Annotated in this window: 13 protein-coding genes; 7 read left to right on the forward strand and 6 right to left on the reverse strand. The window is 62.9% G+C overall.

The genetic code is table 11. From position 1 onward, the window contains the following. Positions 1-213 precede the first annotated feature (213 nt). From creD to BMW49_RS16720, 5 genes are all read left to right on the forward strand, one after another. A complete protein-coding gene (gene creD / locus BMW49_RS16700; RefSeq protein WP_069519338.1) occupies positions 214-1,572 on the forward strand; it encodes a cell envelope integrity protein CreD in 1,359 nt (452 codons plus the stop codon). 63 nt (positions 1,573-1,635) lie between these two features. Beyond that, on the forward strand, positions 1,636-1,941 hold the full coding sequence (locus BMW49_RS16705) for a hypothetical protein (RefSeq protein ID WP_371850875.1): 306 nt from the start codon (positions 1,636-1,638) through the stop codon (positions 1,939-1,941). A 287-nt stretch (positions 1,942-2,228) separates the two neighbouring features. Next, positions 2,229-2,489: a DUF4212 domain-containing protein gene (locus BMW49_RS16710; protein WP_069519337.1), complete on the forward strand. Its 261-nt coding sequence runs from the start codon at positions 2,229-2,231 to the stop codon at positions 2,487-2,489. Between the two features lie 4 nt (positions 2,490-2,493). Then, positions 2,494-4,263 (forward strand): sodium:solute symporter family protein, encoded by a 1,770-nt coding sequence (locus BMW49_RS16715; protein WP_069519336.1) that lies wholly within the window; start codon positions 2,494-2,496, stop codon positions 4,261-4,263. Between the two features lie 276 nt (positions 4,264-4,539). Next, on the forward strand, positions 4,540-5,046 hold the full coding sequence (locus tag BMW49_RS16720; RefSeq protein ID WP_069519335.1) for a hypothetical protein: 507 nt from the start codon (positions 4,540-4,542) through the stop codon (positions 5,044-5,046). A 367-nt stretch (positions 5,047-5,413) separates the two neighbouring features. Here BMW49_RS16720 and BMW49_RS16725 read toward each other — a convergent pair whose 3' ends face one another. Continuing rightward, entirely contained in the window at positions 5,414-5,821 is a 408-nt protein-coding gene (locus tag BMW49_RS16725; RefSeq protein WP_069519334.1) for a transcriptional regulator, read from the reverse strand. A 144-nt stretch (positions 5,822-5,965) separates the two neighbouring features. Between BMW49_RS16725 and BMW49_RS24815 the strand changes: the two genes are divergently transcribed. Next, positions 5,966-6,127, forward strand: a complete 162-nt coding sequence (locus BMW49_RS24815) for a hypothetical protein (RefSeq protein ID WP_167362813.1) — start codon at positions 5,966-5,968, stop codon at positions 6,125-6,127. 149 nt (positions 6,128-6,276) lie between these two features. Continuing rightward, positions 6,277-7,593, forward strand: coding sequence for a prephenate-dependent tRNA uridine(34) hydroxylase TrhP (gene trhP / locus BMW49_RS16730; protein ID WP_069519333.1), 1,317 nt, complete (start codon positions 6,277-6,279; stop codon positions 7,591-7,593). A gap of 90 nt (positions 7,594-7,683) precedes the next feature. Here the strand turns inward: trhP and BMW49_RS24820 are convergent, their stop codons facing one another. From BMW49_RS24820 to BMW49_RS16755, 5 genes are all read right to left on the reverse strand, one after another. Continuing rightward, positions 7,684-7,854, reverse strand: coding sequence for a hypothetical protein (locus BMW49_RS24820; RefSeq protein ID WP_167362814.1), 171 nt, complete (start codon positions 7,852-7,854; stop codon positions 7,684-7,686). Further along, positions 7,851-8,981, reverse strand: a complete 1,131-nt coding sequence (locus BMW49_RS16735; RefSeq protein ID WP_069519332.1) for a PepSY-associated TM helix domain-containing protein — start codon at positions 8,979-8,981, stop codon at positions 7,851-7,853. The genes BMW49_RS24820 and BMW49_RS16735 overlap by 4 nt, the downstream gene beginning before the upstream one ends. A gap of 62 nt (positions 8,982-9,043) precedes the next feature. Next, positions 9,044-11,452, reverse strand: a complete 2,409-nt coding sequence (locus BMW49_RS16740; RefSeq protein WP_069519331.1) for a TonB-dependent siderophore receptor — start codon at positions 11,450-11,452, stop codon at positions 9,044-9,046. A 309-nt stretch (positions 11,453-11,761) separates the two neighbouring features. After that, on the reverse strand, positions 11,762-12,703 hold the full coding sequence (locus tag BMW49_RS16750; RefSeq protein WP_069519330.1) for a FecR family protein: 942 nt from the start codon (positions 12,701-12,703) through the stop codon (positions 11,762-11,764). Beyond that, positions 12,700-13,218 (reverse strand): RNA polymerase sigma factor, encoded by a 519-nt coding sequence (locus tag BMW49_RS16755; RefSeq protein WP_069519329.1) that lies wholly within the window; start codon positions 13,216-13,218, stop codon positions 12,700-12,702. Before BMW49_RS16755 ends, BMW49_RS16750 begins: the two co-directional genes overlap by 4 nt. Positions 13,219-13,345 lie beyond the last annotated feature (127 nt).

Genomic DNA, 13,345 nt, shown 5'->3' on the forward strand with positions numbered 1-13,345 from the left:
CTACGTGAGCCGTAGCCTGGGTTGAGCTCCGCGATACCCGGGAGTGGGTGTCCCGGGTGTCGCGGAGCTCTACCCAGGCTACGAACTGTCAGAGCGCATGCGCCAGTTGGCCGTTTGCACAGACTCTCCACAGAGTCTCCACCTGCGCTCCATAAAGCCACCCCACACGCCGCCCAGACTCTGCCTACCTAAACCGTATTGGAGAGTTGCACCATGGGCCGCATCTTGGGTTTCAAACTAGGCGCTATCGCCTTACTCATTCTGTTATTGCTGGTCCCGCTGACGATGATCGATGGGCTGGTGAGCGAGCGGCAGTATCAGCGCGCCGAGGTGCTGCAGGACATTGCGCGCAGTTCCAGCTACCGCCAACAGCTCACCGGGCCGATTCTGGTGATGCCGTACACCAAGGTCTGGCACTTGTGGAAAACCCATCCCACGAGCGGCGAGCGCTATATGGAAGAGCAGCGCACCAGCGGCCGGCTGTACTTCCTGCCGGAGCGTTTTGTGCTCAACGGCCAGGTCACCACCGAGGAGCGCGCGCGGGGCATCTACAAGGCGCTGCTGTACCGCAGCGACAACCAGATCAGTGGCGCCTTCAAGCTGCCAGCGCGCCTGGGGCTGGGTGATGACCTGGGCCTGTATCAGTTCGAGCGGCCATTTCTCTCGGTCGGCATCAGCGATATTCGTGGCATCAGCAATGACCTGCAGCTGCGCTTCAATGGGCAAAACCTGAGCTTTGCCCCCGGCAGCGCTGAGGAGCGTTTTGGCGCCGGTGTGCATGCGCCGCTGCCGACCCTGGATAGCCAGGGCGGGCAAACCCTGGAGTTTGCCTTCGACCTCAAACTGCAGGGCACCGAGCAACTGAGCATCACCCCGGTGGGCCGCGACAGCCGCGTCGAGCTGACCTCCACCTGGCCGCACCCCAGCTTTGTCGGGGAATACCTGCCGAGCAGCCGTGAGGTGTCGGATAAGGGCTTCAAGGCGCACTGGCAGACCAGCTTCTTTGCCACCAACCTGGAGGAGGCGCTGGTCGATTGCGTGCGCAGGAACGAGTGCGATGCGCTGACCGCACGCAACTTTGGCGTGAGCTTTGTCGACCCGGTGGACCAGTACCTGAAGACCGACCGGGCGATCAAATACGCCCTGTTGTTTATCGGCCTGACCTTCGCCGTGTTCTTTCTCTTTGAAGTGCTCAAACGCATGGCCGTGCACCCGGTGCAGTACGCCCTGGTGGGCATGTCGCTGGCGCTGTTCTACCTGTTGCTGCTGTCGCTGTCCGAGCACCTGAGCTTTGCCCTGGCCTACGCCATTGCGGCGAGCGCCTGCGTGCTGCTGATTGGCTTCTACGTCAGCCATGTGCTGCACAGCGCCTTGCGTGGCGGGGCCTTTGCCGCCTTGCTGGCGCTGCTCTACGCCATGTTGTTCGGCCTGCTCGGGGCCGAAGACTACGCCCTGCTGATGGGCTCGGTGCTGGTGTTCGGCGTGCTCGCCGGGGTGATGGTGCTGACCCGCAAACTCGATTGGTACGGCGTCGGCCGCCTGCCAGTGGCCACGTCTGCCCACAGCAGTTGATACGCCGCGGCGCAGGCCTGGCCGGCCTGCGCTGCCAAACTAAAAAATGTGTGGGAGTTAAGCATGATGCGTTTAGTGATGCAGTTCTGCGCCTGCTGTGCCCTGGGCCTGGTGGTGGCGTTGCTGATTTTGCTGGGGCTGATGTTCAGCGGCCAATTCGACTTGATCAAGGGCCTGCAACTGACCGGGCAGCCGCTGGCGCAGTTGAGTCTGGTGCTGTTGCCGGAGGTGTTCTGGACACGCCTGACAGGGGCAGCCAACGCTGCGCAGAACCCCGATGTGCAGTCCTTTCTCAGCCTCTGTGCGGCGCTTGGCCAGGTTGGCCTGTTGCTGGCACTGGGCTTTATGCGCCTGTGGTACCGGGCATGAGCGGGCATATCGGGTTGCGCGAAGAGGCGCGTGCCGGGCACCTGCTGGCGCAACGCATCGCCCGGTTGTTCGCGCCCGTGAGCCGGCCGCCGCAACGAATGGCGGCCATGCCGCGATAGCGCTGAAACCAACGCTTCGCGCCGGGGCGGCGCTCCTACAATTGCAGTGGGCCTGCAGTTAGCTTGCAAAGCCCTGTAAGCCAGCTAATACCAATGTCTAGCTGTCGGCTTGCAGTGGCCTGCTGATAGCTTGAACGTGCATGAGAATAACAATAACTGGAGAGGTTTATGACTTCTGATAAAGCTAACGCAGCAGCGTACTGGAAGGCGAACGTCCGGCTGATCACCTGGAGCCTGATTATCTGGGCGCTGGTGTCTTACGGGTGCGCCATGCTACTTCGCCCCATGCTGGCAGGCATCTCTGTCGGCGGTACCGACCTTGGCTTCTGGTTCGCCCAGCAAGGTTCGATCATTACCTTTATCGGTCTCATTTTTCACTACGCGTGGAAGATGAACAAACTCGACAAAGAATTCGGCGTCGAGGAGTAAGGTCATGAGCCAATTCGCAATCAATATGCTGTTCGTAGGGGCGTCTTTCGCGCTCTACATCGGTATCGCCATCTGGGCCCGTGCCGGGTCTACCAAAGAATTCTATATCGCGGGCGGTGGTGTTCATCCGATCACCAACGGTATGGCCACTGCTGCTGACTGGATGTCGGCGGCGTCGTTCATCTCCATGGCGGGCCTGATCGCTGCTGGTGGTTATGCCAACTCCACCTACCTGATGGGCTGGACCGGTGGCTACGTGCTGCTGGCGATGCTGCTGGCACCGTACCTGCGCAAGTTCGGCAAGTTCACCGTGCCAGACTTTATCGGCGACCGCTTCTACAGCCGTGGCGCACGCCTGACAGCAGTGATCTGCCTGGTCATCATCTCGGTCACCTACGTGATCGGGCAAATGGCCGGTGCGGGTGTTGCCTTCTCGCGCTTCCTTGAGGTGAGCAACTCGACCGGTATCTGGATCGCCGCTGCTGTGGTGTTCGCCTACGCCGTATTCGGCGGCATGAAGGGCATCACCTACACCCAGGTGGCGCAGTACGTTGTACTGATCATCGCTTACACCATCCCGGCGATCTTCATCTCCCTGCAGCTGACCGGTAACCCGATCCCGCCGCTGGGTCTGTTCGGTGATCATGCCGAGTCTGGCCTGCCGCTGCTGCAGAAGCTGGACGAAGTGGTCCGTGAACTCGGCTTTGCCGCGTACACCGCTGACGTCGACAACAAGCTGAACATGGTGCTGTTTACCCTGTCGCTGATGATCGGTACTGCCGGCCTGCCGCACGTGATCATTCGCTTCTTCACCGTGCCCAAGGTGGCTGATGCGCGCTGGTCCGCTGGCTGGACCCTGATCTTCATCGCCCTGCTGTACCTCACCGCCCCAGCCGTAGCCTCCATGGCCCGTCTGAACCTGGTGACCACCATTTACCCGCAAGGCGCTGAAGCGCCGGCGCTCGCGTACGAAGAGCGTCCAGAGTGGGTCAAGACCTGGGAAACCACCGGTCTGATCAAGTGGGAAGACAAAAACAGCGACGGCCGCATCCAGATGTACAACGATGCTGCACCGGCCTTCACCGAGACCGCTCAGGCCCGTGGCTGGAACGGTAACGAGCTGACTGTAAACAACGACATCCTGGTGCTGGCCAACCCGGAAATCGCCAACCTGCCCGGCTGGGTAGTGGGGCTGATTGCGGCGGGTGCTATCGCAGCGGCATTGTCGACTGCAGCGGGTCTGTTGCTGGCGATTTCCTCCGCCATCAGCCATGACCTGATCAAAACGCTGATCAATCCGAAGATCAGCGAGAAGAACGAGATGCGCGCAGCACGGATATCCATGGCGGCAGCGATTCTGCTGGCGACCTACCTGGGCTTGAACCCGCCAGGGTTTGCCGCGCAGGTGGTGGCACTGGCCTTCGGTATTGCGGCGGCCACGTTGTTCCCGGTGCTGATGATGGGGATCTTCTCCAAGCGCATGAACGACAAGGGCGCCATCTGCGGCATGGTGGCGGGCCTTGTAGTGACGCTGCTGTACATCTTCACCTACCTGGGCTGGTTCTTTATCCCGGGCACCAACAGCCTGCCGAACACCCCGGACCAGTGGTTCATGGGCATTTCCCCGGCTTCCTTCGGCTCGGTCGGTGCGCTGATCAACTTCGCCGTGGCGTACGGCGTGTCCTCGGTCACCGCTGCTCCGCCGCAGGAAATTCAGGACCTGGTGGAAAGCGTGCGTACCCCGAAAGGTGCTGGCGGTGCTCTTAACCACTAAGCATAATCCGGCCTGACCGAGCGTTTGGGTCAGGGTCTTACCAGCGGGCCTCCTTGGGAGGCCCGTTTTATTTTGGCTATGTTCCAATTGACTGTTGCAGGCGCATGCCGGCCATAAGCGCGACTCCCGTAGGAGCGCCGCCCCGGCGCGAAGCGTGTGGGCTATCGGATAGGCCGCTCAATGGCTGCTATTCGCCGCGAGGCGCGTCTCCTACGAGAAGCAGCGACACCGTGCAACACAGAGTGGGACATAGCCTGTATTTTCGGGAGTTGGTTAATGCTGTGGACAATAGTTGCCATCGTGACCTCGGGCTTGGGCGCTGCAGGCATTGCCCTGTTGCTGCGCAAGCTGTCACGTAATCTGCTGCCCAAATGGATCATTCCGGTGTTCGCCGGGCTGGGCATGTTGGCCTACCAGATCTACTACGAGTACTCCTGGTTCGATCATCAGCTCGCGCGCCAGCCGGCGGAAGCGGTGCTGGTCTCCAGTGAGCTCGGCCATGTGTTCTGGCGCCCGTGGACCTACCACTGGCCGATGACCACCGCGTTCACCGTGCTCGACACCAAGAGCCTGCAACGCCAGGAGACTGCCGGCAGCAGTGTTGCCGCCTTCAACCTGTACCGTTTTGAAAAGCAGCATGTTGATCGCGTCAGCCACCAGCCTTACCTGCTCAACTGCAGCACTGCCGAACTGCTGCCCCTGGATGCGCAGAACACGCCGCAGCTGGATCAGATGAAGCGTATCGAGCGTGAGGAAGCGCTTTACCGGCATGCCTGCTCTTGACTGCACAGCGTCCAATCAGGGGCTGAGATGAGCTGTCGCTACACCAGGCTGTACCAATAAAAAAGCTATGTCCCAGCACCCTGTTACACGGCGACGATGCTTTTGTAGGCGCCGCGCCCCGCGGCGAATGCTATAGGCAACGCCGAAATAACGGATTGGCTGCAAACGATTCGCCCCGAGGCGGGGCTCCTATGTATGTTCGGTTGTTCACCCTGGTGCCGCGTGAAGGCTTGCACGGGATGCAACACGATTTTGGGACATGGCCATAAAAAACGCCCCGGCTTGCCGGGGCGTTTTGCTTACAGAACCTGGGTGCCGAATGCACTGGACAATGCCTGGCGCTCGGCCAGCTTGGAGCGTTCTGTACTCAATCCCCGCTGTCTTCGCTGCGCGCGACCTTGGCAAAGGTCATGATCACCTCGCGGACGATCTTGCGCTGGGGCAAGGGCAGGGCCAGGTAGGCCTCGAAGGTCGCGCGCTCCTGGTAGTGCGCGCTGTCTTCCCACAGGCCGCGGTGTTCGCGGACCTGTTTGGCGGCCTGTTCGCCGAAGCGCAGGGCTTGCGGCTCCACGCCCAGCCATTCGGCGAGCACCTGCAGTTTGTCCTGCGCGGGAATCGATTGCCCACGCAGCCAGCGCGATACCGCCTGGAAGGTAACCGAGCGTCCCCAGTATCGCGAGTTAAACTCTCTTTCGAGGACTGCGGGCCGATCCGGGTATCCGGCGGCAAGCATGGCGGCGCTCAGGCGCTTGGCAAATTCGGCTTTTTCATTCATGGAAGCAAAACTAAATTCCGCTTCCATGGCATATTTAACTATTGATTTCATATCTTATGAAATCTTTGCTTTAATAGCGAAGGCCTTTTGCCGCCGCACTGAGTGTCCGGTGGCCGCATACCGGTTGAAAAAGGAGTGGATTACATGGAACGTAACGAGCGCGCGCAGCGCATCCGAGCCCTGGCATGGCAGACGCTGGCTGCCCTGGAGGTGCTAATCGCCCAGGTGCGCGACCCCGAGGTCAAGGCTCGCCTGGAGCAGCAACATACGCGGCTTCAGGAGCGCTTGAAGAACGAGCGGTATTGAGCAGGCAACGCTGATGCCGAGTCTGCGCGTAAAGGGCCGCTTCTGGAGTTCCCCGTGGTTCAGTGAGACGCCCCATGCTGACGCAGATCAATGCTGTGCAGGCGAGGGCGGGCTAGAGTCGCCTGTCCTGTTGGCTGAGCGCATGACCCATGGCATTGCCCCCCCGTCACCCCGAGCTGCTTTCACCCGCCGGCACCTTGAAGAACATGCGTTACGCCTTCGCCTATGGCGCCGATGCGGTGTATGCCGGGCAGCCGCGCTACAGCTTGCGGGTGCGCAACAACGAGTTTGACCTCGACAACCTGGAGGTCGGCATCCACGAGGCCCATGCCCAGGGCAAGCAGTTTTATGTGGTGGTCAATATCGCCCCGCATAACGCCAAGCTGAAGACCTTTCTGCGCGACCTGATGCCGGTGCTGCTGATGGGGCCGGATGCGCTGATCATGTCCGACCCCGGGCTGATCATGCTGGTGCGCGAACACTTCCCGCAGATGCCGATTCACCTCTCGGTGCAGGCCAATGCGGTGAACTGGGCCAGCGTAAAGTTCTGGAAACAGCAGGGTTTGAGCCGGGTGATCCTGTCGCGCGAGCTGTCGCTGGAGGAAATCGCCGAAATCCGCAGCGAAGTCCCGGAGATGGAGCTGGAAGTGTTTGTCCACGGCGCGCTGTGCATGGCCTATTCCGGGCGCTGCCTGCTGTCGGGCTATATCAACAAGCGCGACCCCAACCAGGGCAGTTGCACCAATGCCTGCCGCTGGCAGTACACAGCCACCCCAGCGGGGGAGAACGCGCTGGGTGAGGTGGTGCAGATCGCCCAGCCGACCCTGGGCGTTGGCGCGCCCACCGAGCAGCTGTTCTTGCTGGAAGACGCCAGCCGCCCCGGCGAGCAGATGGCCGCGTTCGAGGATGAGCACGGCACCTACATCATGAACTCCAAGGACCTGCGTGCGGTGCAGCATGTCGAACGCCTGGTGCAGATGGGTGTGCATTCGCTGAAGATCGAGGGGCGCACCAAGTCCCATTACTACGTCGCGCGCACCGCCCAGGTGTACCGCAAAGCGATTGACGATGCCGTGGCTGGCAAGCCGTTCGACAAGCGTCTGATGGACACCCTGGAGTCCCTGGCCCACCGTGGCTACACCGAGGGCTTTTTGCGCCGCCATGTGCACGACGAATACCAGAATTACCAGCGCGGCAGCTCGGTCTCCGAACAGCAGCAGTTTGTCGGTGAGCTGACCGGCGAACGGCGTGGCGAGCTGGCCGAGGTACGGGTGAAGAACCGCTTCGCTGTGGGCGACGGCCTGGAACTGATGACGCCCCAGGGCAACCTGCGCTTCACCCTGCAGCAGCTGGAAAATGCCCAGGGCCAAGCCGTGAGCGTTGCCCCCGGCGACGGCCATGTGCTCTACCTGCCCGTACCGGCCGAGGTGCAGCTGGAGTATGGCCTGCTGATGCGTGATCTCTAGGCCCGTAGGGTGCGCCGTGCGCACCGCGTTTATTTACGCACCTTGTTCCCACTGGCGTGCGATGCAGATTCCTGGTGCGCGCGGCGCACCCTACTGGCGACGCCTGAGCAAGGGCCAGACACTCAGTACCGCTGGCACACCCAGCCCCAACCAGGCCACGGCGTCCCAGCCGCCATCGCCGAGCAGCGCGCTGAGCAGGCCGACTGCGCTGAGCAGACCGATCAGCAGCGGCAGGGCAAAGGTCGAACGCCGCCAGTTCATGCGCTCACCTGCGTACTTGCACGTACGTTAGTCGGCGTATGCCGGCGCACCCACCAGAGGTACAAGCCGCTGCCGAGCACGATGATGGTCAGCACATCCAGCACCGCCCAGAGGATCTTCATCGGCATGCCGCCGTAGTCGCCAAAGTGCAGCGGTTGCGACATCGACAGTGCGTCCATGTACCAGGGGCGCTGGCCGATGGCGGTGACCTCAAGGCTGCGCGCATCGATCAGCACCGGCGTCCACAGGTGCGCGGTGAGGTGCGTGCTGCCTTTCATAAACACCGTGTAGTGGTGCTCGCTGGAAAACCGCGTGCCGGGGAAGGCGATAAAGTCCGCTTGCATGCCTGGTGTGGCCTGCGCAGCAATGGTCAGCACCGGGTTGACCGGCGCGCGTTCGCTCAGCGGCGGTGCATTGCGGTAGGGCTCGACCATCGCCGCCAGGGCTTCGCTGCGCCAGGCGCTGATCAGCAGGTCGGCACTGGCGCTGATCACCCCGGTCACGCCCACCACCAGCGCCCAGGTCAGGGTGACGATGCCGATCAGGTTGTGCAGGTCGAGCCAGCGCGTGCGATTGGCTTTCTCGTGCCGCACTTCGGCAAATTTCAGCCGGCGCATAAAGGGCGCATAGAGCACCACGCCGGAGATGATCGCCACCACAAACAGCAGGCCCATAAAGGCCAGCAGCAGCTTGCCCGGCAGGCCGGCGAACATATCCACATGCAGGCGCAGAATGACCATGAGGATGCCGCCATTGGCCGCTGGCATCTCCACCGCCTCGCCGCTGCGCGCATCGAGCATAAAGGTGTGCGACGAGTTCGGTTCGGTACCGGCGGTGGCTGCCGTGATCGCGACCACGCCGTTGGGCTCGTCGTCCTCAAAACCGAAGTACTGAATCACCTCGCCTGGCCGATGCCGCTCGGCCGCGTCGACCAGTTGCTGCAGGCTCAGGTGCGGCGCGTCCGCCGGCATTTCGCGCAGCTCGGGGGCTTCGCCGAGCAGGTGTTCCAGCTCGTGGTGAAAGATCAGCGGCAGACCGGTCAGTGCCAGCATCAGCAGAAACAGGGTGCAGATCAGGCTGGTCCAGGTGTGCACCTGGGACCAGCGGCGGATGGTGGTGCTTTTCATCGGCATATCCAGAAATGCCTACGCCGCTTTAGGTGGCGGCGTAGGGTTGCTGCGGTAGGTGCTTACCAGGCGTAGTTAAGGCTGGCGGTCACGCGGCGTGGGTCGCCGGCGTAGCAGTAGGAACCATCACAAGTCGACAGGTATTGCTTGTCGAACAGGTTGGTAGCGTTCAACGCTACGCTTGCGCCGCGCAGGCTACTGTCGACCTGGCCGAGGTCATAGCGCACGGCAGCGTCGTAGACGGTGTAGGCGCTGGAGTGGGCGTTTTCCAGGGTGGCATAGGCCAGGCCGCCAACCGCCAGGTTGTCGGTGGAGCCGACGTAGCGGGCACCGAAACCAACGCCGAAACCGGCTAGGGCACCTTCACTCCAGTCATAGTCAGCCCAGAGCGCGGCCTGATGCTCTGGCGTCAGCGGTAGCGCCCGGTTCTTGTCGCGCGGGTCGCCGACTTTGGTCATCTTGCTGTTGGCATAGGTGTAAGAGGCGGTCAGCTTGAAATTCTCGGTCACGTTGCCGAGCGCTTCCAACTCGAAACCACGGACTTGCACTTCCTCCAGCGGCTGGGTGGCTCCCAAGGTGTTGGTGCTGACGATGTCCTGCCGTTTCAGGTCATACGCTGCTGCGGTGAACAACATGTCGCTGCCCGGCGGTTGATACTTGACCCCCAGTTCATACTGTTTACCTGTGCTCGGCTGGAATGCTTCGCCCGCACTGCCACCCGCTTCTGCCTGGAAGGATTCGGCGTAGGAAATGTAGGGGGTGAAACCCGAGTCGAAGACGTAGCTGAGCGCCGCGTTACCGCTGAATTGGCTGTCGCGGCGGCTGTCCTCAGCGTTGCCGGCGTTGTAGAACACCGAGTCGGTATCCAGGCGATCCCAGCGCCCGCCCAGGGTCAGGCGCCAGGCGTCGAGGGCGATCTGGTCTTGCAGGTAAAGACCCGTGCTGCGGCGTTTCTGGTTGTAGTCCTGGAAGGCCGTATAGGCGACGTTGCTGAAGTCCTGGCCGTAAACCGGGCGAATGATGTTGCTGCTCGGGGCCGTGCCGTACAGCCAGCGGTAATCGGTATTCATCCGCAGATAGTCCAGGCCCACCAGCAGGGTGTGAGTCACCGCGCCCGTGCTGAAATCAGCCTGGAAATTGTTGTCCACGGCGAAGTGGCTGATGTTTTCGTCGTAGATGTTGGCACCGCGCGCAACCGTGCCGTCATCGTCTACGGCGGTTGCCCAGCCGCCGGCGGTGATGATCTGGTTATCCAGCTCGAGCTTGCTGTAGCGCAGGTTCTGGCGGAACTGCCAGACATCGTTAAGGCGGTGCTCGAAGGCGTAGCCCAGGGCATAGAAGGTCTTGTCGTAGAACTCCCAGTCCGGATCGCCAAGGTTCTTGTTGTAGTCGATCTTGCCAGCCGGGGTGCTCAGCTTGGTGCCCTGCAGCGGCAGGAACTGGCTGGTGCCACCGGTATCGTCGCGGTTGAACTGGCTGAGCAAGGTCAGCCTGGTGTCGTCGGCGATATTCCAGGTCAGGCTCGGGGCCAGGTTGAAGCGCTGGTCATCCATGTGCTCGATGACGGTACCGCTGTCGCGGCCGACACCGTTGAAACGGTAGAGGAAGCGGCCTTCATCGTCGATCTTGCCGGTGCTGTCGAAGCTGATCTGTTTGTGATTGTAGTTACCGACCTGCACCTGCACCTCATGGCTGCTTTCGTACTGCGGGCGGCGGCTGACGGCATCCACCAGGCCGCCCGGCGGGGTCTGGCCATAGACCGAGGACGCCGGGCCACGCAGGATGGCAACCCGCTCCAGGCCCCAGGTTTCCAGCTTGGCCATGGTGTAGCTGCCCTTGGGTAAGGGCAGGCCGTCGAGCATCTGGATCGGTTCGAAGCCGCGGATCTTCATCCAGTCAGCGCGGCTGTCGCTGCCGTAGCTGCTGGCGATGACGCCGGGCATATAGCGCACGGCATCGTCGAGGTTCTGCACCTTGCGGTCCTGCATGTGCTCACGGGTGGTCACCGAGATCGAGCGCGGCGCTTCGAGCAGCGGGGTATCGGTTTTGCTGCCAACGGCGGTGCGCGAAGCGAGATAACCCGGGGCTTCACCCCAGGCACTCTCCTGCGGCTGTGTGGACGCGGTGACCGTGGCGTCCGGCAAGGCGACGGCCGCCGCCTGGCTGCCAGGCACCAGGCTGTACGCCCCACCACTGCCGGGTTGCAATTGCAGGCCGGTACCCCGCAGCGCCTGATTCAGGGCACCGATGGCATCGTAATCACCTTCGACCGGCGCCGACTGTTTGCCGGCGGTTAGCGCGGGATCGATGCTCAGGACCACGCCGGCTTCGCCTGCGATCCGGGTCAGGGTGCTGGCCAGGGGCGCGGGCGGCAGCTGATAGGGCGCGGCCAGCGCGCTGGTCGCGGCGCTGCCGAGGGTGATGGCCAAGGCCAGCAGGTGAGGGCGGAACAGGGGTGAAGTGGCGCGCATTGCGAATGTCTCCCGGGCGATAATGCATCTCAATGACCTGATGCCGAAGGAGAACGAAAAAGTGACAGGGGCTCGCCAAAAAAAATGGCGATGTCCAAAAATCGAGTTGTATCCCGTGCAAGCCATCACGCAGCACCAGGGCGAACGGCCGAACACGCGTAGGAGCCCCGCCTCGGGGCGAATCGATGGCAGCCATGCCGTTATTTCGGCGTTGCCTATGGCATTCGCCGCGGGGCGCGGCTCCCACAACAGCATCCTCGCCGTGCAACAGGGTACTGGGACATAGCCAAAAAATCGGGCAACCGCGGTTCAGGGTTTAGCCGGCACTACCCGCACCCACCACGGCTGCACACGCTCGATCCGCACCGGCAGGCTCAGGGCCAGGGCATCGAGTGCCAGGTCGCTGTCGTGCAGGGGGAAGCTGCCGCTGATGGTCAGGCCGGCGATACGCGGGTCGACGCCCAGATAGCCGGTTCGGTAAGGGCTCAGCTGCGCGAGCACCTGGTCCAGGCGCTGCCCTTCGACCACCAGCATGCCGCGGCTCCAGGCGTCGGCCGCCGGCGCGGCGGGTTGGCTGCTGCCGAGCTGGGTTGCTTGCATCTCCACTTGCTGGCCGGCGTGGATCACGCGGGTTTCACCGCTGTTGCTGGGGTGCGCGGCCACCGCCGACTGCAGCACGGTCAGGCGCGTGCGCTCGCCTTCACGGCGTACCAGAAAGCGTGTGCCCAGCGCGCGCAAGCGACCCTGAGCGGTGGCGACGATAAACGGGCGTTCGTCGCCGGGAGCGGTCTGCACGAGGATTTCGCCACTGCGCAGAGTGAGCAGGCGCTGCGTCGCGTCGAAGTCGATATCCAGGGCACTGGCGCTGTTGAGGGTGACCTGGCTGTTATCGCTCAGGCGCAGTTCGCGCTGCTCGCCTGCGCCGGTGCGGGCGTCGGCCAGGTAATCGGTGAGTGGCCGTTGGCTGGCCAGCCCACCCAGGGTCAGTGCGCCCAATAGGCTCAGGCCAAGCAGCGCGCGCGGCAGGCGACGCGGGGTGGGGCGGCTGAGCAGGGCACGGCGCATCAGTGGCGCTGCGGCCGGCGCCAGGTGGCTGTTCAGTGCGGTGAGTTGGCGCCAGACGCGTGCGTGCTCGGGATCGGCGGCCAGCCAGGTGTGGAAGTCCGCCGGAGGCGGGTTGTCGGGTGCGTCGTCGAGGCGCAGTTGCCAGTCGATGGCGGCGTTCAGCACCCGTGCCGAGACCGCACTCATTGCACCTCTCCGTAGACCGCGATGTAGCACTGGCGCAGGCCTTGGGCCAAGTATTGACGTACCCGCGACACCGACACGCCAAGGCGTGCGGCGATTTCGGCGTGGCCCAGGCCATCCAGGCGATTGAGCAAAAAAGCCTGGCGTGCCTTGACCGAGAGGTCGCCCAGCAGCCGATCAACCTCCTGCAGCGCTTGCAGGGCCACGGCCTGTTCCTCGGGGCTGGGGTGGTACGCCTCAGGTTGCGCCTGCAGGGCATCGAGGTAGCTGCGCTCCAGGGCGCTGCGGCGGAAGTGGTCGACCAGCAGGCCACGGGCAATGGTGGTGAGCAGGGCGCGGGGTTCGCGCACCTCGGCCAGGTCGCTGCGTCCGAGCAGACGCACGAAGGTGTCCTGGCTCAGGTCTTCGGCGCGCTCGTGGCCGTACAGGCTTTTGCGCAGCCAGCCGAGCAGCCACTCGCGGTGGTCGCGGTAGAACAGGCCGAGCACATGCTGCTGAGTGGGATCGCCCGCGGACACGCTGACCTCGGCGGCTGGATAAGAAACAAATCGAGAATTATTCGCATAATCGCAGAGCGGGCCAGCATTCTGCAATCGCGCCGTGCGGGATGGTCGACGGATGGTGTGGCAGGTGCGCTGAACAGAC

This window comes from Pseudomonas cuatrocienegasensis, from assembly GCF_900110925.1.
Lineage (GTDB): Bacteria > Pseudomonadota > Gammaproteobacteria > Pseudomonadales > Pseudomonadaceae > Aquipseudomonas > Aquipseudomonas cuatrocienegasensis.

Coding starts and splice junctions, on each gene's coding strand:
- creD (WP_069519338.1), top strand. CDS start 214: ATGGGCCGCATCTTGGGTTTCAAACTAGGCGCTATCGCCTTACTCATT.
- BMW49_RS16705 (WP_371850875.1), top strand. CDS start 1,636: ATGATGCGTTTAGTGATGCAGTTCTGCGCCTGCTGTGCCCTGGGCCTG.
- BMW49_RS16710 (WP_069519337.1), top strand. CDS start 2,229: ATGACTTCTGATAAAGCTAACGCAGCAGCGTACTGGAAGGCGAACGTC.
- BMW49_RS16715 (WP_069519336.1), top strand. CDS start 2,494: ATGAGCCAATTCGCAATCAATATGCTGTTCGTAGGGGCGTCTTTCGCG.
- BMW49_RS16720 (WP_069519335.1), top strand. CDS start 4,540: ATGCTGTGGACAATAGTTGCCATCGTGACCTCGGGCTTGGGCGCTGCA.
- BMW49_RS16725 (WP_069519334.1), bottom strand. CDS start 5,821: ATGAATGAAAAAGCCGAATTTGCCAAGCGCCTGAGCGCCGCCATGCTT.
- BMW49_RS24815 (WP_167362813.1), top strand. CDS start 5,966: ATGGAACGTAACGAGCGCGCGCAGCGCATCCGAGCCCTGGCATGGCAG.
- trhP (WP_069519333.1), top strand. CDS start 6,277: ATGGCATTGCCCCCCCGTCACCCCGAGCTGCTTTCACCCGCCGGCACC.
- BMW49_RS24820 (WP_167362814.1), bottom strand. CDS start 7,854: ATGAACTGGCGGCGTTCGACCTTTGCCCTGCCGCTGCTGATCGGTCTG.
- BMW49_RS16735 (WP_069519332.1), bottom strand. CDS start 8,981: ATGAAAAGCACCACCATCCGCCGCTGGTCCCAGGTGCACACCTGGACC.
- BMW49_RS16740 (WP_069519331.1), bottom strand. CDS start 11,452: ATGCGCGCCACTTCACCCCTGTTCCGCCCTCACCTGCTGGCCTTGGCC.
- BMW49_RS16750 (WP_069519330.1), bottom strand. CDS start 12,703: ATGAGTGCGGTCTCGGCACGGGTGCTGAACGCCGCCATCGACTGGCAA.